Annotated in this window: 13 protein-coding genes; 3 read left to right on the plus strand and 10 right to left on the minus strand. The window is 74.9% G+C overall.

Going from position 1 to position 20,270, the window contains the following annotated elements; genetic code table 11:
- Both GA0115242_RS26855 and GA0115242_RS26860 read right to left on the minus strand, forming a co-directional pair.
- On the minus strand, positions 1-4,611 hold a 4,611-nt coding region (locus GA0115242_RS26855; protein WP_202555815.1), incomplete at its 3' end, for a non-ribosomal peptide synthetase.
- Between the two features lie 375 nt (positions 4,612-4,986).
- A complete protein-coding gene (locus GA0115242_RS26860) occupies positions 4,987-5,949 on the minus strand; it encodes a zinc-binding dehydrogenase (protein WP_093832865.1) in 963 nt (320 codons plus the stop codon).
- A 121-nt stretch (positions 5,950-6,070) separates the two neighbouring features.
- Here GA0115242_RS26860 and GA0115242_RS26865 point away from each other — a divergent pair, with 121 nt between their 5' ends.
- Entirely contained in the window at positions 6,071-6,709 is a 639-nt protein-coding gene (locus GA0115242_RS26865) for a TetR/AcrR family transcriptional regulator (protein WP_176729922.1), read from the plus strand.
- Positions 6,710-6,770: 61 nt separating this feature from the next.
- Here the strand turns inward: GA0115242_RS26865 and GA0115242_RS26870 are convergent, their stop codons facing one another.
- The 5 genes from GA0115242_RS26870 to GA0115242_RS26890 all read right to left on the minus strand — a co-directional run bounded on the left by GA0115242_RS26870 (position 6,771) and on the right by GA0115242_RS26890 (position 12,163).
- Positions 6,771-7,739 (minus strand): PfkB family carbohydrate kinase, encoded by a 969-nt coding sequence (locus GA0115242_RS26870; protein WP_093832869.1) that lies wholly within the window; start codon positions 7,737-7,739, stop codon positions 6,771-6,773.
- Positions 7,736-9,214 (minus strand): purine-cytosine permease family protein, encoded by a 1,479-nt coding sequence (locus tag GA0115242_RS26875; protein WP_093832871.1) that lies wholly within the window; start codon positions 9,212-9,214, stop codon positions 7,736-7,738. Before GA0115242_RS26875 ends, GA0115242_RS26870 begins: the two co-directional genes overlap by 4 nt.
- Before the next feature lie 87 nt (positions 9,215-9,301).
- Positions 9,302-10,294, minus strand: a complete 993-nt coding sequence (locus tag GA0115242_RS26880) for an ADP-ribosylglycohydrolase family protein (RefSeq protein WP_093832873.1) — start codon at positions 10,292-10,294, stop codon at positions 9,302-9,304.
- Positions 10,291-11,010, minus strand: coding sequence for a GntR family transcriptional regulator (locus GA0115242_RS26885; RefSeq protein WP_093832875.1), 720 nt, complete (start codon positions 11,008-11,010; stop codon positions 10,291-10,293). The genes GA0115242_RS26880 and GA0115242_RS26885 overlap by 4 nt, the downstream gene beginning before the upstream one ends.
- A 313-nt stretch (positions 11,011-11,323) precedes the next feature.
- Positions 11,324-12,163 carry a class I SAM-dependent methyltransferase gene (locus GA0115242_RS26890; protein WP_093832877.1) on the minus strand — a complete coding sequence of 280 codons (840 nt, stop codon included), beginning with the start codon at positions 12,161-12,163 and terminating at the stop codon, positions 11,324-11,326.
- A gap of 469 nt (positions 12,164-12,632) precedes the next feature.
- On the opposite strand from GA0115242_RS26890, the gene GA0115242_RS26895 reads away from it, so the two are divergent.
- Positions 12,633-15,659, plus strand: coding sequence for a glycosyl hydrolase (locus GA0115242_RS26895; protein ID WP_093832879.1), 3,027 nt, complete (start codon positions 12,633-12,635; stop codon positions 15,657-15,659).
- On the opposite strand, the gene GA0115242_RS26900 is transcribed toward GA0115242_RS26895, so the two are convergent.
- The 3 genes from GA0115242_RS26900 to GA0115242_RS26910 form a co-directional block, all read right to left on the minus strand.
- Positions 15,649-16,554, minus strand: a complete 906-nt coding sequence (locus tag GA0115242_RS26900; RefSeq protein WP_305134488.1) for an SAM-dependent methyltransferase — start codon at positions 16,552-16,554, stop codon at positions 15,649-15,651. The two genes, GA0115242_RS26895 and GA0115242_RS26900, sit on opposite strands and share 11 nt — an antisense overlap.
- Before the next feature lie 177 nt (positions 16,555-16,731).
- Entirely contained in the window at positions 16,732-17,265 is a 534-nt protein-coding gene (locus GA0115242_RS26905) for an EF-hand domain-containing protein (protein WP_093832883.1), read from the minus strand.
- A gap of 280 nt (positions 17,266-17,545) precedes the next feature.
- The gene (locus GA0115242_RS26910) at positions 17,546-18,793 is read right to left on the minus strand and encodes a glycoside hydrolase family 88 protein (protein ID WP_093832885.1); all 1,248 of its coding nucleotides are present in this window, start codon (positions 18,791-18,793) and stop codon (positions 17,546-17,548) included.
- 242 nt (positions 18,794-19,035) lie between these two features.
- On the opposite strand from GA0115242_RS26910, the gene GA0115242_RS26915 reads away from it, so the two are divergent.
- Entirely contained in the window at positions 19,036-20,247 is a 1,212-nt protein-coding gene (locus GA0115242_RS26915; RefSeq protein WP_161353300.1) for a carbohydrate-binding protein, read from the plus strand.
- The last annotated feature ends 23 nt before the right edge of the window (positions 20,248-20,270 follow it).

Raw genomic sequence — 20,270 nt, forward strand, 5'->3', positions numbered from 1 at the left:
GCGTCGAGGCCCGCGTAGTCGAGCGTGTCGCCCTCGCAGACGACGGCGGGGGCGTCCGGGGGCGCCGGCCGGGCGGAAGCGGGGCGCGGGCGGGGCGTCCTGTCCGGCGTCCGCGACGAGCCGGGCGCGTTCGGCGGCCGACAGCAGCGGGGCCTCGTCGACGCGGGTGCCGGGGTGGTCGACCAGGGTCTCCAGGAGGCGGCCGACGTGGTGGGCGAAGCGGGTGGCGGTGGCGGGTTCGAAGAGGTCGGCGGCGTACTCGACGTTGAGCGCGAACCCGCCGGGCCGTACGACGAAGGTGGCGGTCAGGTCGAACTTGGCGGAGCCCCAGGGGAGTTCGAAGGCGGTGGCGTCGAGTCCCGGGAGCCCGGCGCCGCCGGTGGAGGCGTCCTGGACGTCGACCATGACCTGGAAGAGCGGGTTGCGGGACAGGTCGCGTTCGGGGCGCAGCCGTTCCACGACCTTCTCGAAGGGCACCTCCTGGTGGTCGAAGGCGCCCAGGACGGCGTCCCGCGCCCGGTCCACGAGCGTGCCGAGGGTCGGCCGCCCGGACAGGTCGGTGCGCAGGGCGACGGTGTTGACGAAGAAGCCGATCAGCGGCTCCAGTTCGAGGCGGGCGCGGCCGGCGACGGGGGTGCCGACGGTGATGTCGGTCTGCCCCGACCAGCGGGCCAGGGTCGCCTGGGCGGCGGCGAGCAGCACCATGAAGCGGGTGGCGCCCCGGGATCCGGCGTGGGCGTCGACGCGGTCGAGGAGGGCGGTGGGCAGGGGGACCTCGACGGCGCCGCCGCGCCCGGTGAAGACGGCGGGCCGGGGCCGGTCGGTGGGCAGTTCCAGGACCGGTGCGGCCCTCAGCGTCTCTTCCCAGTAGGCGAGTTGGGGCTCCAGGGCACCCGCGTCGGCGCGGTCGCGCTGCCAGACGGCGAAGTCGCCGTACTGGACGGGCAGCGGGGGCGGCGCGGCGGCGGTGCCGGTGCGGCGGGCGTGGTAGTGGAGGGCGAGTTCGTCGAGCAGGACGCCCTTGGACCAGCCGTCGGTGACGGCGTGGTGCAGGGCGAGCAGCACGACGTGGTCGTCGTCGGCGAGTTCCCACACCCCGGCCCGCAGCAGCGGGGGCCGGTCGAGGTCGAAGGGGCGGGCCGCGTGCGCCCCGGCCAGCTCCCGCACGGCGTCCAGGCGGCTCTGCTCGTCGGGCGCCCCGGGCGCGGTCCGCCACAGCAGCGGGACGGGCAGGGGGTCGCAGATCCGCTGGGCGGGGCGTCCCTCGGACTCGACCAGCGCGGTGCGCAGCACCTCGTGGCGGGCGACGAGGTCGTCCAGGGCCTGCTGCCAGGCGGCGCGGTCGAGGCCGCCGCGCACCCGCCAGCAGTAGTGGAGCAGGTAGGAGTCGCCGCGGTCGGAGGCACGGTCGAGGAACCAGAGGCGTTCCTGGGCGAAGGACAGGGGCAGCGGGCCGCCGCGGTCGACGGGCAGCACCTCGGCGCTGCCGGTGACGCGGGCGGCACTGACCCGGGGGGCGAAGCCGCGGACGGTGGGGTTCTCGAACACGGAGCGCAGTTCGATCTCGCGGCCGAGGCGCTGGGCGATCCGGGAGACGGCCATGGTGGCGAGCAGGGAGTGGCCGCCGAGGTCGAAGAAGCTGTCGTCGATGCCGATCCGGTCCAGGCCGAGGACGTCGGCCCAGACCTCGGCGACGATCCGCTCGGTCTCGTCGCGGGGCGCGGTGTGGGCGGGGTCGGCGGCGGAGCGGGCGTGCGCGGGGTCGGGCAGGGCGGAGCGGTCGAGCTTGCCGGAGACGCCGACCGGCAGGGCGTCCAGGACGACGAACTCCGACGGCACCGCGTGCTGCGGCAGATGGCGGGCGCACCAGGCGCGCAGGGCGGCCCGGTCGGGCGGGGTGGTCGCGTCGGGCGCGGGGACGGCGTAGCCGACGAGGCTGCGTCCGGTGGCGCGGTCGGGGCGGGCCGCGGCGGTGGCGACCAGCGGGCAGGCCCGCAACACGCTCTCCACCTCGCCGAGTTCGATGCGGAAGCCGCGGATCTTGACCTGGTCGTCGTCGCGGCCGAGGAACTCCAGGTCGCCGCCCGCGGTCCAGCGGACCAGGTCGCCGGTGCGGTAACGGCGGCTGCCCGGTGGGCCGTCGGGGTCGGGCACGAAGCGTTCGGCGGTCAGGGCGGGCCGGTTGAGGTAGCCGCGCGCCACCTCCGTTCCCCCGATGAGGAGTTCACCGCCGACGCCGACCGGGACGGGTTCGCCGTCGGCGCCGACGACCCGCACCCGCCGGTCGCCGAGCGGGCGTCCGATGGGGACGGTCCCGGCGGGCGGGTCGTCGGCGTCGTAGGTGGTGGCGGTGATGGTGGTCTCGGTGGGGCCGTAGGCGTTGCAGACCCGGACCCAGGGCACGGCGGCGCGCCAGGCGGCGAGGGTGTCGGGCGGCACGGCCTCGCCGCCGAGGACCAGCAGCCGCAGCGGGGCGAGGGCGGCGGCCTGGCGGCGGTCGAGGGAGAGGGTCAGCTCCGACCAGTAGGTGGGCGGCACGTTGACGACGGTCAGGGCGTGCCGCCGGACGATCTCGGGGACCTGGGTGGGCAGCCAGGGCTCGTCGGGGCGCATGACGACGGTGGCTCCGGCGCCGAGGGCGGGCAGCACCTGGTCGAGGGAGGCGTCGAAGGCGAAGGACGCGAAGGCCAGCACCCGGTCGGCGGCGGTGATGCCGAGCCGCCGGCGGACGGCGGCGACGTGCGAGGCGAGGGCCGCGTGCTCGACGCCGACCGCCTTCGGTCGGCCGGTGGACCCGGAGGTGAAGATGACGTGGGCCAGTTCGCGGGGGTCGGGGCGGTGGCGCGGGCCGTCCGGGTCGGGGACGACGGTGGTCACGTCGAGGGTGAGCGGGGCGAGCCCGTCGGCGTCGGGGGCCGTCGCCCGGTCGGTGAGGACGCAGGCGAGGCGGGCCTCCTCGGCCATGAACCGCAGCCGCTCGGCGGGGAGTTCGGGGTCGAGGGGGACATAGGCGCCCCCGGCCCGCCAGATGCCGTCCAGCGCGGCGACCGACCACAGGGAGCGGCGCAGCAGGACGCCCACCGGGGCGCCGGGCGGGAGCCCGGCGGCGCGCAGCGCGGTGGCGAGTCCGCCGGTCATGGCGTCGAGTTCCGCGTAGGTGACGCTGTCGGCCCCGCAGTGCAGGGCCGTCGCGCCGGGCGCCCCGCGGAAGGTGACCTGCGGTGGCGGCGTGTCCGTGCGGTCGGGCGCGCGGTGCCAGGCCGGGAGGGGGTCGCCGCGGTGGCCGGGCCGGGCGGGCAGGGCGCGGGCCAGGTCGCGCACGGGGGTGTCGGGGTCGGCGAGGACGGCCCGCAGCAGGGCGACGTAGGCGTCGGCGAAGGCGCGCATGGTGGCGGTGTCGAAGAGGGCGGTGGCGTACTGCAGGAGGGCGGCGACGCTGCCGTCGGTGCGCAGGGTCAGGTCGAGGAAGACGTCCAACGGGGTCTCGGCGAGCGGCGGTTCGACGAGGGAGACGTCGAGGCCGTCCATCAGGACCGGTCGGAGCGGGGTGTTGAGGAGGGTGAACGACGCCTGCGCCAGGGGGTGCCTGGAGAGGTCGCGGGAGCCGCCGAGGGCGCCGACCACGAGGTCGAAGGGGGCCTCGGCGTGCGCGAGGTCCACCGGCACCCGGGCACGGACCCGGTCCAGGAGCGCGCTGAAGCCGGGGGCCTCGGACAGGTCGGTGCGCAGGACGACGGTGTTGACGAGCGGTCCGATCAGGTCGGCGGCGCCGCGCGGGGCGCGTTCGGCGAGGGTGCTGCACACGGCGACGTCGGTGCGGCCCGCCCAGTGGCCCAGGAGCGCCTGGTAGGCGGTGAGCAGCAGCAGGTAGCGGGTGACCCGGCGGGAGCGGGCGAAGGTGTCGACGTCGGCGACCAGGTCGGCGGGCAGGTCGAAGCGGACGACATCCCCGGCGCCGTCCCAGACGCGCGGCCGGGGCCGGTCGGTGGGCAGGTCGAGCGGAGTGAGTCCGGTGAGGCGCTCGCGCCAGTGGCCGAGCAGCCGCTCCAGGCGGGCGCCGGACAGCCGCCGGGTCTGGGCGTCGGCGAGGTCGGCGTACCGGACGGCGGGCGGCGCGACGCTCTCGCCCCGGTACCCGGCGGCGAGTTCGCTCAGCAGGACGCCCCAGGACCAGCCGTCGACGGCGATGTGGTGCACCTCGACCAGCAGCAGGTGCTCGTCGGGGGCGACCCGGGCGAGGACGGCCCGCATCGGGTGCTGGGCCGACAGGTCGACGGGGCGGCCGAGGTACCGGGCGAAGAGGTCGTCGGGGCCGGTGGCCGCGGTGCGCTCCAGGACCGTCGCCGCGGGGGTGTCGACGACCGGGACCGGTTCGCCGTCGACGGCGGTGAACCGGGTCCGCAGCACCTCGTGGCGGGCGGCGATCCCGGCCAGCGAGCGCTCCAGGCGGTCGGCGTCCAGGTGTCCGCGCAGGCGCAGGACCAGCGGCAGCATCGATCCGGTGGAGGAACCGGCCAGTTGGTCCAGGAACCACAGCCGGCGCTGCGCGAAGGATGCCGTGCGGGTGTCGACGTCGGTCGGTGCCCCCTCCGGGGCCGGGCCTGCTGTCACTGTGGGCCTCCAAGCCGTGTTTTGCAGCAGCCTGCCGTCGGCGGGGCGGGTGGCCATAGGGAAGAAGACGCAGCACCACGAGCAGTCCCGGCTGCCGTACCGGCGGCACACCCGCCCGCCCGCACCAGCAGCCCGGCCTCCCACCCGCGTCCCCGGGCCCGTGTCCCGGCCCGGAGGACGACCCCGGGAACAGGAACTGGGACGGTGGCCCACCGCCCGTCGCCCCTCGCCTCCGGCCCCTCGCCCCTCGCCCCTCGCCCCCGGGCCAAGGTGGCGAGGCGCCGGGGACCAAGGTGCCGGGGACCGGGGACCGGGGACCGGGGACCGTAAACCCTGGACCGGAAGCCCCGGGCCACGGACCGGCGCCCCCGTCTCCTACGGGACCAGCACCACCCGGCCGAAGACCTCGCCCGCGTCCATCGCCCGGTGCGCCCGCGCGGCCTCCGTCAGCGGGAGCACCTCGTGCACCACGGCGGTCAGTTCGCCGCGCACCGCCGCCGCGAACTGCGCGGACCGCACGGCCCGCCGGTCGGCCGGGGAGACGGTGTCCAGGCTGAACGTGGCGAAGGACAGCGAGGAGCGGAAGGCGGCCATCAGCCGGGTGCCGAAGTCGGCGGGCGGCTGCCCCCCGACCGCGCCGACGGCGACCAGCCGGCCGCCCGGCCGCAGCCGGTCGAGGAACGACGGCAGCCCGTCCCCGGCCACGATGTCCAGGACGACGTCGTACCCGGCGGGCGTCTCCGGGCCGCCCTCCCCCGCACGGTCGAGCACCACCGTCGCGCCGAGCGCGCGCAGCCGCTCACCGCGCTCCGCCGACGACGTGGTGACCGCCACCGCGGAGGCGCCGCCGCGCGCGGCGAGCTGCACCGCCATGACGCCGATGCCGCCCGCGGCGCCCCGCACCAGGACCGCGTCACCGGGGGCGAAGCGGGCGTGGGCGAGGCCGAAGTGGGCCACCGCGCCCGAGCCGCCGAGCGTCACCGCGTCGACGGCGGAGAGCCCCGGCGGCAGCGGCAGGACGTCGGCCGCCGAGGCGAGGGCCCGCTCCGTGCAGCCGCCGCCGGTGCCGGTGAACCCCCACACCCGGCGCCCGGTCAGGGCGGGGTCGACACCGGCGCCGACCGCGTCGACGGTGCCCGCCACCTCGCTGCCGGGGACGTGCCCCTCGGTGAACCCGTAGGCGGCGAGGGCGCCGCTGCGGATCAGGGTGTCGGCGCCGCCGACGCCGATCGCCTCGGTGACGATCCGCACCTGCCCCGGGCCGGGTACGGGGACCGGCACGTCGACGACGGCCAGCCCGCCGGGGTCGCCGTACCGCTGGATCACGATCGCCCGCATGTCCGTCTCCTGTCTCCTGGCTCGCGCTTCCGGGGCGCCGCCGGTCCCCCGCCGCCGGGCTGTGGCGCCCACGTCCCGGACGCTAACGGACGCCCCCGTCCGCTTCGCTAAAGTGAGAGCGGTGACCGATCATCTGCCTCAGGCCCTGCGCTCCGACGCCCGGGACAACCGCGCCCGCGTCCTGGACGCGGCCCGCGCCCTGTTCTCCACCGAGGGCCTGGACGTGCCCATGCGGGAGATCGCCCGGCGCGCCGGGGTCGGACCCGCCACCCTGTACCGCCGCTTCCCCACCAAGCAGGCGCTGGTGACGGAGGCGTTCGAGGACCAGCTACGGGCGTGCCGGACGGTGGTGGACGAGGCGTCCGCCGATCCCGACGCCTGGCGCGGCTTCTGCCTGGTGATCGAGCGGATCTGTGAACTGCACGCCCGCGACCGGGGGTTCACGGAGGCGTTCGTGTCGGCCTTCCCGGGGGCGCGGGACATCGCGGCGGAGCGGGCGCGCACCGTGCGGGCGGTCGCCGAGCTGGCCCGGCGCGCGCAGGCGACCGGACGGCTGCGGGCGGACTTCGTGCTGGACGACCTGATCCTGGTGCTCATGGCCAACCGGGGCATCCACGCCGCGTCGCCCGCCCACCAGGTCATGGCGTCACGGCGGTTCGCGACGCTGCTCATCCAGGCGTTCGCGGCGGGCCCCGGGACCGCGCCGCTGCCCCCGGCGGCACCGCTGACGACACCGGCGCCCCGGCGGGCCGACCACTGATCCCGTGCCCGCCCGGCAGGCCGGGGGCCGGGCGGGTGACGGTGGCCGGGGTGGTGTCCGGTCAGCGGTCCCCGGTGCCGAACAGCCGTCGCGCCAGCGGGTCCCCGTCCAGGAACTCCGCGAGCGCCCGCCGGTCGGGGGCGGTGGCGGGACCCCGGCGGGCGACCGCGTAGGCGGCCGCCGCGTTGGCGCCGGACGCCGCCGTCACCGGGTCGTGGCCCTGGCCGATCAACGCCAGGAAGGCGCCGACGTGCGCGTCGCCCGCGCCGTTGCTGTCGACGGCGTCCACCGGGAACCCCGGCACGTGGACGGGAGGCTCGCCGGGCGGGGCGAGCCAGCAGCCGTCCTTGTCCGCGCGGACGACGGCGCCCGCTCCCGGCGCGAGCCGGTCGCGCAGCGCGGTCACCGCGGCGCGCGGGTCGCCGAGGCCGGTCAGCAGGCGGGCCTCGCGGGCGTTGGCGCTGAGCCAGTCGGTGCGGGCGAGGACCGGCGCGAGGACCGTCCCGGGGATGTCGGCCACCAGCGGCGCCGGGTCGAAGCAGACGGTCACGCCGGCGGGCAGCGACGCCGTGAGGTCGGCGAGGAGCGGGCCGTTGCCGGGCAGCACCAGGGCGTATCCGGAGAGCTGGAGCAGGTCGCCGGGGCGCAGGCGCGCGGCGAGGACGTCGGTGTCGGCGCGGGTCAGGGTGGCCTCGACGCCGAAGCTGGTGACGAAGGTGCGCTCCCCCTCGCCGTCGACCAGGGCCACGGTGAACCCGGTGTCGCCGTCGGTGCGGGGCGCCAGCAGGGTCGTGACGTGTTCGGCGGCCAGGGCGGCGCGGACCAGGTCGCCGTGGGGTCCGGTGCCGTGCGGGCCCGCGAAGACCGCTTCGGTGCCCAGGCGGCGCGCGGCGACCAGGGTGTTGAAGCCGCCGCCCGCGGTGGTGCCGGTGTGGGTGCCGATGACGTCGCCGCCGCGTTCGGGCAGCGCGGGGACCTCGATCACCACGTCGGCGATGACGTTCCCGGCGAGCACGAGCCGTCCGCTCATCGTCCGGCCTCCTGGAGGGTGGTCGGGGTGGCCGTGCCGCCGTCCCGGCCCGGGGCGCCCGCGCGGGGGCCGAACAGCGCGTACACGGCGGCTCCGACGGCCATGGCGACGGCCCAGCCGAGCCCGTTGACGCCGAACCAGGTGTCCGCGAGGGGGCCCGCGAACCAGACGTCGGTGGCGCTGGTGGCGGCCTTGGTGAACAGCAGTCCGGCCACGATCGCGGCGGCCCAGCCGATCACGGCGGGCAGGTGGAAGCCGCCCGCGTACCAGTAGCGGCTGGTGCGGGTGGTGTCCATGAGCGCCTCGGGGTCGTAGTCGCGTCCGCGCAGCGAGTCGACGGCGATCACGCCGATCCACGCCGAGATGGGGACGGCGAGCAGGGTGAGGAAGGTGGAGAAGGGGCCGTAGAAGTCGTCGGCGATCAGCATGAAGTAGATGCCGCCCGCGAACATGAGCACCACATCCAGGGCGACCGCGAGGGCGCGCGGCACCCGCAGGCCCAGCGTGATCATCGTCAGCCCGGCGGAGTAGGTGGACAGGTGGTTGGACATCAGCAGCCCGCCGAAGGCCGCGATCAGGTAGGGGATCGCCATCCAGGACGGCAGCATCGCGTTGATCGCGGCGACCGGGTCGGAGGCGGTGGCGAGACTCGCGTCGCCCGCGGCGAGCAGCGAGCCGAGGGAGATGAGCAGCACCAGCGGGATGCCCGCGCCGAACGCGGAGGCGACGACCAGGCGTCGGCCGGGGATCGCGCGGGGCAGGTAACGGGCGTAGTCGGCGCCCGCGTTGGCCCACCCGATGCCGGTGCCGGCGGCGATGAACCCGATGCCCGCGATCACGCCGGTGGTCGGTCCTGCGCTGGTGTGCAGGACCGTGGACCAGTCGACGGTCGCGACCAGGAAGCCCATCACGATCAGGTTCAGGACGCCGAAGACGACGGTGGCCCACTTGTTGATCCACATGATGGTGGCGTGGCCGAGTCCGCTGATCAGCAGCGTGCAGACGATGAAGACCAGCAGGCAGACGAGGGTGAGCACGGTGTTCTGGGTGACGCCGAACGCGGTGTCGAGCAGCGCCAGCAGCGCGTAGGCGGCGGTGGTCGTGGTGATCGTCTCCCAGCCGACCCGGCTCATCCAGGTGATCAGGGTCGGTCCCGCGTTGCCCCGCTGCCCGAAGACCGAGCGGGAGAGGGTGAGCGCGGGGGCGCCGCCCTTCTTGCCCGCCATGCTGAGGGCTCCCACCAGCGCGAAGGATCCGAAGGAGCCGACCAGCGCGACGAGCGCGGCCTGCCAGATGTTCAGTCCGCGGAAGGCGACCAGGGTCGCGCCGAGCGGCAGCCCGAGGATGCTGATGTTGGCGGCGAACCAGGTCCAGAACATCTGGCCTGCCTGGCCGTGCCGTTCGCTGTCGGGGACCGGTTCGATCCCCCGGGTCTCGATGGCACCGACGCGATCGTTCGTCTTCGAGACGGTCATGACGGAACCTCCTTGCGGGTGCGGGTGCGGGATGGGGACGGCGGGGCGATCGGGCGGTGCGTGGGGCTCTGTGGGGAGTGGTGTGGTTCAGCGCAGGGCGAGGAGCCGGGTGGTGAGGGGTTCGAGGTCGAGGGCGTTGACGGTGCGCAGGGTCTCGACGGCGTCGGCGGGCAGCCCCGCGAGGCCGGTGACCGAGCCCGCGACGGCACCGGCGATCGCGCCGATGGTGTCGCTGTCGCCGCCGAGGTTGGCGGCGAGCAGGGCGGCCCGCCAGGGGTCGCCGTCCGCGACGGCGAGCACCGCGAAGGCGGCGGGCACCGACTCCTGGCTGGCCACGCTGGTGCCGACGAGGGCGCAGATCCGGTCCAGGGCCTCGGCCTCGGGGAGGTCGCGCACCAGCTCGCCCGCCCAGGCGACGCGGGAGGCGATGTCGGCCCCGGCGATCCAGTGCCCGCGCCGGGCACCGGCCCGCGCGGCGGTGACGGCGGCCTCGACGGCGTCGTCGAGGGTGCCGCCGCCGACACCGGTGGAGACGGCGGCGGCGACCGCGGCCGCGCCCGCGATGCCGAGGGTGGTGTCGTGGGTGACCTGGCAGGACTCCGCGACCCGGTCGAGGAAGGTGTCGAGCGGCGCGGCCGGGAAGGCGATGCCGACGGGGGTGACGCGCATGGCGGCGCCGTTGGTGGTGCCGTTGCGGCCCGCCTCCCGGGGCGGGACCCCGCGGGCCACCGCGTCGAGGGCGGCCTTGGTGGAGGGGCCGAGGAGGTCGAAGGAGCCCTTGGCCTTCATCTCCTTCTCCCAGTCGAGCAGTTCGTGGGCCAGCCGCAGCGGGTCGATGCGGCCGTTCCCCTCGTCGAGGAGCCTGCCCACGATGACGGCCTGGTCGGTGTCGTCGGTGACGGACCCGGCGGGCATGCCCGCGCTGACCGGGTTGTCGGGGCGGGCGGGTTCGAAGCCGGTGACGGTGCCGTAGACGCGGACGACGTCCTCGCGGGACATCACCTGCGTGGGCATGCCGAGGGCGTCGCCGAGGGCGAGTCCGTAGAAAGCGCCCAGGGCGCGGTCGAGTCGGTCGTTCACGGTCGGCCTCCTCGGCCCGAGCGGACGTGCAGTTCGAATCTGGCGGGGTCGAGCAGGCTGCTGACGTGCTCGACGACCGAGCCGTCGGCGGCGCGGTAGACCTGAGCGAGGCGCAGGAAGGACTCGCCGTGCGGACGGTGCAGGATCGCGGCCTCGGCCCGGTCGAGCCCGCGGACCGACACGACGCCTTCGCCCGAGTCGGTGATCCGGCCCGCCGCGACCAGCGCCTGGTTGAGGGAGCCGCCGTCGAGCCCGCGCGCGGGCAGTCCGGCGAGGGCGTCGGTGACGGGGACCCTGCTGTGTTCCAGGGAGACGCCCTGCCCGTCGGGGAGGCGTCTGACCCGGTCCAGGGCGAGGAACGCGGTGGAGGCGAGCCCCAGCGAGGCGGCCAGCTCCGGGTCGGCCGTCTCCTCGAAGCGGAGCGTCTCGGTGGTCAGCTCGGTGCCCTGCGCGGCCAGCGCCCGGGTCCAGCCGAGGCGGTTGTCGAGCGGCGTGCCGTCGAAGGTGACGAAGGAGCCGATCCCGGCGTGGGTGGCGATCAGCCCCTCCTCGCCGAGGACCTGGAGGGCCTGCCGCAGGGTGGTGCGACTGACCCCGAACCGCTGGGTGAGCGCGTGCTCCCCCGGGAGTCTGGCCCCGTCGGAATGGACCCCGGAACGAATCTCGTCGGCGAGCACGCGGGCGATGCGATGATGCTTGTGTACCTGTCCAGGCATGTCTAGACAGTAGGTGAACACGTTTCCGCGGTCCAGAGCCAGCGGGAAACTTTCCGGCCGGGCCGGACGAATCAACCGCCCCCGCGGGCCCCCACCCCGCGCACCACACGCGGGGACGCCGAGCCCGCACCGCCGGAGAGGCGATCAACAAACCGCAGGGCAGACGGCCCGACCCTCGTCGGCACCGCCGCCGCTCTCATCCGCTTCCGGGGACTCGCCAAGGACGTCGGCTGAACGTGATCCGTGAAGCACGACGTCGATCGGCGGGGCCAACAGCCGGCCTTCTTCTTTTCAGCGAGTACGCCATCCCGCTTCACCGCCGACGCGACACCGCCAACTCGATGAGACAGCGCTTGACCACCCGCCCGCCATAGCGTCCGTCGATCAGGCTCGCGACGCATTCCAGCAACCCGTTCCTGGCGGTTTCCGGAAGGGCTCGGTGGCCGGAATAGGTCTGCAGCAGTTCCAGGTACTCCGATGTCGCGTAGGTGAGGTCGCGCTCGTGGCGGCGGAATTCCGTGGGGCCGAACGCGCCGCTCCGCTCGACCTCCAGGGCGTGGTCCGAGCCGTCGACGTCGGCGGCTCGCGGCGGCCGCACCCCCGGCGGTGTCTCCGGATCGAAACGCTCGTAGCAGCGCTGGACCTCCACGAAGAACTCCTCGGTGCCGCCGCTGACATGCTGGGTGCGCACCACCGCGAGCGCCCCGTCCGTCCGCAGCGCCTCGGCGGCCTTCGCCGTCCGCACCGCCGGGTCGATCCAGTGGAACGCGGTCGCCGCGAGGACGACGTCGAACGGTTCCGCGGGCAGCGGCCAGCTCTCGAAATCCGCCGTGACGATCTCCACCCCCGCGGCCCCGTCCAGGTTGCGGCGGGCCACCGCGGCCATGCTCGGACCCGCCTCGACGGCCGTGATCCGGCAGCCCCGTCCGGCCAGCGGCACCGTGGCCTGGCCGGTCCCGCAGCCGATCTCCAGCAACCGGCACCCAGGGCCCGCACCGGCGAACTCCGCTAGGTCCTCGTACAGTTCCGCCGGATAGCCGGGACGGGCCAGGTCGTACAACTCCGCGTCCTCGTCGAACGTCCGGCCGAGGCGCGCTCTCCGGGATTCCTCGGGCTGGTCGTCGCGCCTCGCGCGCGAGGTGTCGTCGGGCATGTGCAGCAGGTTAGGGGCTGTCCCGTGAATCGTTTCCGCATTGCCCGGACTCAGGCGGTCGCGGGGTGCACCCCTCGATTCGGGCCGCCTCGATCCAGCGCCCCGGCACGGGAATTCACCCCGGGCGCGCCAAAAGCAGTTCCGGACAGCGGACCGCGCGCCCGCGCAGCCGCCGTCGGCGGTCCTCACGAGGGTTTGCCGCGGCATCCTCGACGCCCGCCTCGTTCCTCCGACACCCACCCCGCCTCGACGTTCCCGGCGGGCGGCCCGGCGACCGGAACGGCCGCCCTCCCCCGTCGCGCCCTCTCCCCTCAGCCTCCCTCCGCCCGCCCGAAATACCTCCGGCACGCATCTTGACCCCCTTCCTCCCGCGGCCTTAGCGTTCCGGCGTTCGCCATCGATTGAATCGATTCAATCCCGCTGTTCCTCTCCTCTCCCACCCGTCCCACCTCCACCTGGGGATGCACTCATGCACGAATCCGTCCCGCAGCGCGGCGGCACGACCCGCCGCACCGTCCTCACCGCCGGGCTCACCGGGGCCGCCGCGATCACCTTCGCGGCCGGGCCCGCGGCCGCCGTCGCGCGGGCGCTGCCCGCCTCGGCCTCCCGCCCCCTCACCGCCGCCTGGTTCGCCCGGCCCGCGGCCCAGGTGCGGCCCAAGTTCCGCTGGTGGTGGCCCGACGGGCTGGTGGACCCGGTCGAGATCGCCCGGGAGATCGACCAGATCGCCGACGCCGGTTTCGGGGGCATGGAGATCGCCGCCGTGCACCACAGCGTGAAGGACAAGTCGGTCCTCGACCCGGAGCACCACGGCTGGGGCAGCAGACCCTGGCGGGACGGCGTCGAGGCCGCCCTGCGGCGCGCCGCCCGCCGCGGAGTCACCATCGACCTGACCGTGGGTCCCAGTTGGCCCGCCGCCGTCCCGGGCCTGAGCCCCGACGACCCCGCGGCCGCGCAGGAACTCGTCCTCGGCCGGGTCGCGTTGACCGGCGGCGCCGCCTACCGCGGTCCGGTGCCCGCGCCGGGCCACGACCCGGCCGCCGGAGTGAGCAGGCAGCGTCTGATCGCGGTCCAGGCCGCCCGCGTCGACACCGCGAACTCCACCCGCAAGGAGACCGGCCTCGACGCGGCCACCGTCCGCGACCTCACCCGCTCGGTGGTCGACGGCGCCCTGAGCTGGACCCCGCCGGACGACGGCGACTGGGTGCTGCTCTCCTACTGGCAGCGGGGCTCGGCCCAGCAGCCCGAGTCGGGGCCGCACTCGGTGCCCGCCGCCCACGTGGTCGACCACTTCGCCGCCGCCGGCACCGCCGCCGTCACCGGTCACTGGGACCGGCACATCCTGACGCCGTCCCTGCGCACCCTGCTGCGGGCCGCGGGCGGGGCCTTCTTCGAGGACTCCGTGGAGCTGGAGACGGACGGTCTGAACTGGACGTCGCGGCTGCCGGAGGAGTTCGAGCGGCACACCGGGCGCCCTCTGCTGCCGTACCTGCCCGCGATCGTGCTCGACCGGAGCAACCAGGTCTTCGCCTTCGAGGCGCAGCTCACCCGGCAGATCCGGCACGACTTCTGGGAGACCGTCTCCCTGCTGTTCAACCGCCACCACCTGGGCGCCCTGCGGGACTGGGCGCACGGCCTGCGCATGGAGCTGCGCTCGCAGCCCTACGGACTCCAGACGGACGCCATCGCGTCGGCCGCGGTGCTGGACATCCCGGAGGGCGAGTCCCTCGGGTTCAAGAACCTGGACGACTACCGCTGCCTGGCCGGGGGCCGGGACATGGCCGGGCACACCGTGCTGTCCTGCGAGGCCGGTGCCTACAACGGCTCGGCGTACAGCACGACATGGGACCGTTTCCTGCGCACGATGGGCGGCGCCTACGCGGCCGGTGTCAACCAGACGGTGCTGCACGGCTTCTCCTACGCCACCGCGCCGAAGGTGGCGTGGCCCGGCTTCGCGGCGTTCAGCCCGTACAACGGGTCGGCCGGGTACGGCGAGTCGTGGGGGCCGCGCCAGCCGACCTGGCGGCACGTGTCCGACGTGGCCGGTCATCTGGCCCGTGTCCACCAGGTGTTGCAGACCGGGAAGGCCCGCGCGGACGTCGCGGTGTTCCGGCAGACCGGCTACACGGCGACCGGGATCGGCGCGTCCTGGTTCACCTCGACGGGCGTCCCGCTGGGCTGGACGCACCAGTTCCTCAGCGGCCCGCTCCTCTCGCTGCCGTCGGCGACCGTGCGCGGCGGGCGGCTCGCCCCCGAAGGCCCGGCCTACAAGGCCCTGTTCGTCGAGGGCGACTTCTTCTCCGCGTCGGCCCCCACCCTCTCGCTGGACGACGCCCGTTCCGTCCTCGCGCTCGCCCGCGCGGGGCTGCCGGTGGTGCTGCTCGGCGACTTCGACCGCCCGGTCACCCCGGGCGTGCCCGCGGCCGGTGAGAACGCGCGGCTGACCGACGTCCTCGACCGGCTGCTGGCGCTCCCGAACGTGCGGCGGATCACCGACAAGACCGCCGTCGGGGACGCGCTCGCCGCGCTGAAGGTCACCGCCGACGTGCGGCACTCCGTCGCCTCGACGCTGCTCAACGCCCACCGGGTGACCGGTGACGCCGACTTCTACTACTTCTGCAACGGCAAGCACGCCGAGACCGTGAAGCCCCCGGTGGCGCCGATCGACCACGAGGTCACGGTGCGCCGCACCGCCCGCGGCTCCTCGCGCGCGACCGCCGTGCCGTACCTCCTCGACCCGTGGTCGGGCACGGTCGTCCGGCTGGGCCGGTACACCCGGGACGGTGACGATTTCACGCTGCGGCTGCGGCTCCAGCCGGGCCAGAACGCGATCGTCGCCCTCGGCGGTCCCGGTCTCCTCGGCGACCGGGACGGACGGCGCCCGTACGCCACCGGCACGGACGCGGACGAGGTCCGCTTCGCCCCCGGCGGGCTCGCGGTACGGGCCACGGCGCCCGGACGGTACGTCACCCGGCTCTCCACGGGCCGGTCCGTGACCACGTCCTTCCCCTCGGTCCCCGAACCGGTGACCCCGTCCTCCTGGCGTCTGGAGGTGGAGGACTGGCGTCCGGGCACGTCGGCGACGGAGACCGAGCGGATCCGCCGGGAGCTGGTCCTCGACACCCTGCTGCCGTGGTCCGGCATCCCCGGACTGGCCGACTCCGCGGGCATCGGCCGCTACCGGACGACGGTGGTGCTGCCCGCCCACTGGGACGCCTCGCACGGCGCGACCCTGCAACTCGGGCAGGTCAGCGACACGTTCAGGGTCACCGTCAACGGCAGGGCGCTGCCGCCCGCCGACCGTCTCGACCCGGTGGTCGACCTCGGCGGGGCGCTGCGCCGGGGCCCGAACGAGATCGTCGTCGAGGTGGCGGTCCCGCTCATCAACCGGCTGCGGGTCGCGCAGCCGGAGGTGTTCGGGGGTGTCGGCCGCCAGGACCACGGTCTCGTCGGGCCGGTGCGGATCGTGCCCTATCGGCAGACGGTCATCGCGTGAGACCCAGGCCCGGCAGCCCGTTGTCCTTGGCGAGGGCGGCGAACGTCCAGCGGTTCGCGTTGAGGGCGTCGGTCGGCAGCGGCAGGGGTCCTCTGCCGAGGCGGCGCGAGTGGTCGAAGGGGATGTGCGTCTCGGTGCGCCAGCCGCGCTCGGCGAGGTCGGCCACCGAGTCGGGGCGCGGGTCCGGGTCGAACAGGGCGATCATGTCGATGCCGATGCGTTCGTCGGCCGCCGCGTAGATGGGCGACGAGCGCACGGCCTCGGTCTCGATGCTCAGCTTCACCTCGTAGGCGAAGGTGGAGCCCGCGGCGCTGTACGCGTCGATGATGTCGATGAGACGGCTCTCCGCGGTCGCGGGCAGGTACAGGAACAGGCCCTCCGCCATCCAGGCGGTGGGCAGGTCCGGGTCGAAGCCCGCCGCGGAGAGCGAGTCGATCCAGTCGCGCCGCAGGTCGGCGGCGATCGGGACGCGGTGGGCGCGCGGGGTCGCGGCGGCCGGGTCGAGGGCGTCCAGCGCGCGCTGCTTGAAGGCGAGCACGGACGCCCGGTCCAGTTCGTAGACGGTGCAGCCGGGCGGCCAGGGCAGCCGGTGCGCCCGCGCGTCCAGTCCGGCACCGAGCACCACGAACTGGCGCACGCCCGACTGCGCCTGTTCCAGCAGGTGGTCGTCGAAGACCCGGGTGCGCAGGCCGAAGTAGCGGGCGAGGCGGCCCCAGAGCGGGTCGGCCTCCCCCGCGGGCACGTCGTCCGGGTGCAGCGGCCAGTCCCCGTCGGCGGCGGCCGTGCGCACGAAGTGCGCGGCGTAGGGGTCGTGGGCCAGGGCGTCCGTGCGGCAGGTCTCGATCGCCCGCGCGGCGGCGACCATCAGCGCCGTGCGCCCGACCCCGGCGACCACCCCGGGGCCGGGCCTAGGTCCGGGCTCGCCGCCCCTGTCCTCCGCGCGTGCACTGGTCGTTGTGGTCATCGAGCGTTCTCCTCGCGGGGTCTGTGCGCCGTCGCCGTACCGGGGGCGCCGCGGCCCGCCGGGGGTGCGGGCGGCGCGGCGCGCGGGGGGCCCGTCCGGGGCCGGGCGTCAGACGACGGCGCCGGTCACGAGGTGGTCGCCGGCGATGCCGGCCTTCTGCGGGTCGTAGTAGTCCATGATCCCGTCGGCCCAGGTCCGCACCGTGATCCGGTCGTCGGCGTCGGGCCCGAAGGCGTCGAAGAGGCGGTCGACGTTGGGGCGCCGGAAGCCGATCGCGAGCATCAGGTCGGTGAACAGGGGCCGTTCGATGAGCCCGTCGCCGTCCGGGTCGCCGAGGGCGGAGAGCGCCTCGGCGAACTCGGCGATCGTCGCCTCGAAGCGCTCCGGCGTCAGCACGCAGGCGGTGTACTCCTCCAGGCTGATCACCCCGTCGCCGTTGGCGTCGAGTTCGGTCACCAGCGTCGTCCAGTACCGCTCGAAGGACGCCCGCAGCCGCTGCTGCGCCTCGGGCGCCGACGCGCCCGCCCGAGCGACGACCCGGTCGGCCATGAGCGCGAAGTCCTCGGCCTCCAGGATGCCGTTGCCGTTCGCGTCCAGCAGCGTGAAGACGAGTGCGACCCGCTGGGTGGCCTCTGCGCGCATGAGTCCGTCACCTTCTCTGAAGATCTCTCCCGGCCGGTTCCGGCCCACCGGTGACTGCCCCGGCGGCACGCGCATATACGGGCGACCCCGCCGATTCACCGGATAGGTAGAAAACACCCGGATACGGCTGCGGGCCCGGGGCCTGACGTGCAGCGCCGGGCGGGCCGCGGGCGGCCCGGAATCCCCCGTTCCGGCGGGCCGTTCCGGGGCCGCGCGTCCGGTGTCGCGGCCCGCCGTGCGCAAGGCTCGGGCGGGCCGCGGTCGAGGGGCCGGGGCCGGGTCAGGTCCCGGTCGCGGGGCGGTCGCCGGGGCCCGAGAGGTCGATGGCGCGGTCCACCTCGGCCGGGCGCAGGACGCGCAGGACACCTTCGAGGAGGTAGTAGTCGGCGTAGGGCAGGGAGATCTCGATCCCGTCCTCGGCCGGGCGGTTGCGGGTGCAGCGCGCCACGACGGCCTGGGCCCGGGTGGACGCCCTGGTGAGGCAGGTCTCGGCGAGCGCGGTCAGCAGGCGCAGCGCCACCGCGCGGTACGCGGCGCGGCCGGAGACGGCGGCCAGGTCGAGGAGGCCGCAGGCGAGGATCGCCCCGGCCGAGGCGTCCTTGACGTCGTGGGGCTGCTGCGGGGCACGGAAGTCCCAGACCGGGACGTGGTCGGGGCCGAGGGCGGCCACCGCGTAGTCGGCGAGCCTCCGGGCGGTGGCGAGGAACCCGGCGTCCCCGGTGCGCCGGTACAGGGTGGTGAACCCGTAGACGCCCCACGCCTGTCCGCGCGACCAGGACGAGGCGGGGCTGTAGCCCTGGACGGTGCCGGGGCCGAGGGCGGCGCCGCTGTCGGGGTCGAAGTCGTAGACGTGCGGCAGGGATCCGTCCGGGCGGGGGAAGACGCGCTGGACGGTCCTGCCGTGCTCGACGGCGATGTCCAGGTACCTCGGGTCGCCGGTCTGCCGGGTCGCGAAGGCCAGCAGGTCGAGGTTCATCATCGTGTCGATGATGACCCGCCCGGCGTCGGCCGGGTCGTCGAGGGCGCCCCAGGCGCGCAGGAAACGGCCACGCGGGTTGTAGCGCCGGACGAGCGAGTCGGCGGCCCGGACCGCGCCGGTGCGCCACTTCTCCTCGCCGGTCAGCCGCCAGGCGGTGACCCAGGAGGGGGTGAAGAGGAAGCCGAGGTCGTGGGTCGAGGTGTCGTTCTGGCGGGGCGCGAGCCGCGCGGCCCAGGTGAGCGCCTGCGCGCGGAAGGCGTCGTCGCCGCTGTGCAGCCAGGCCATCCAGAGGGTGCCGGGCCAGAAGCCGCCGACCCAGTCGCCGTTCTGCGCGTAGACCCACTTCTCGAACCGGGTGCCCACCGGGAATCCGGTGACGGTCGGGGCGGTGGCGCGGACCTTGGCGACGGCGTAGTCGGCCGCGTCGCGCAGGGTGCGCAGGGCGGGTGCCGGTGGCGGCGGAGCGGCGGTGGCCGGGGCGGTGGAGGCGGTCAGGGCCGCGGCCCCCGCTGTCGTCGAGACGAGGACCTCGCGCCGGGACATGCTCATGGGCTCTCCTCCAACTGGCCTGCGGTGGACGGAAGACGACCGAGCCTGGCACGCGCACCCCGGGCCTGAACACCCACGTGAAGCATGTTCATGATGGTGAACGCGACTGCGGGCCACGGGAGTTCGGAGGGTAAAGCGCAGGCATGGTCCGGACCAAGGTCCTGCCTTGGACTAGACCACTCCATTGACGTGATCATCTCAGCCTCGCCACCCTGGGACCCCTCCCCCACTGGAGGTACAGAGTGAAGCGACTCCGCGCATGCCTCGCCGCGGTCACGGCGGTCACCGCCGCGGCCGCCGCGACGACCGCGCTGGTGGCGACCGACGCGTCCGGCGCGACCACGGCACTGAGCAACCGGTGGTACGCCGCCGCCCCCTACCTGATGCCGCGCGACAACAACCCGCCGGACCCGGCCGCCATCATGGACGCGACCGGCCTCAAGGCGTTCCAGCTCGCCTTCGTCCTCGCCCCCAACGGCGGTGGCTGCACGCCCACCTGGGACGGCACCGCGCCCGTCTCCTCGGACACCGCGGTCCAGTCGACCATCGCCGCGATCCGGGCCAAGGGCGGTGACGTGTCCGTCTCCATCGGCGGCTACGGCGGCACCAAGCTCGGCCAGGCATGCGCCGACCCGGCCGCCACCGCCGCGGCCTACCAGCAGGTCGTCACCAAGTACGGCCTGCACGCCATCGACTTCGACCTGGAGGAGCCGGAGTACGAGAACACCGCGGCCATCAGGAACGAGATCGGCGCCGCGAAGATCCTCCAGCAGAACAACCCCGGGCTCTACGTCTCCGTCACCACCGCGGGCACGGCCGACGGCACCGGCTGGTTCGGCAAGCAGATGCTGCTGGAGGCCAAGTCCCAGGGCTTCACGCCGAACAACTTCTCCATCATGCCGTTCGACGGCGGGTTCGGCGGTGCCTCCGCCCAGACCGCCGCGCTCACCAACTTCAACCAGATCCTCCAGTCCACCTTCGGCTGGGACCAGGCGACCGCCTACGCCCACGAGGGCTTCTCCGGCATGAACGGCCGCAGCGACACCGGGGAGTTCTTCACCCAGGCCGACTTCGGCACCGTCCTGGACTACGCCACCTCGCACCACATGGACCGCTTCACGTTCTGGTCCCTCAACCGCGACCGCCCGTGCACCCCGGTCGACAACAACGGGACCACGTCCGGCACATGCTCCAGCGTGGCGCAGAACGCGTGGGACTTCGCGAAGTACTCGGTCACCTTCGCCGGCGCCACCCCGCCGGACTCGCCCCCCACCACGACGCCGCCCGCGGACCCGGGCACCGGCTGCGGCACGGCATGGAGCGCGAGCGCCGTCTACACCGCGGGCGACGAGGTCTCCTACGGCGGCCACACCTGGAAGGCCAAGTGGTGGACGCAGAACGAGACGCCGGGCGCGGCCGAGTGGGGCCCCTGGCAGGACGAGGGCGCCTGCTGACCTGAACACCGGGCCCGGCCGCC

This window comes from Streptomyces sp. SolWspMP-5a-2, assembly GCF_900091845.1.
Taxonomy (GTDB): domain Bacteria; phylum Actinomycetota; class Actinomycetes; order Streptomycetales; family Streptomycetaceae; genus Streptomyces; species Streptomyces doudnae.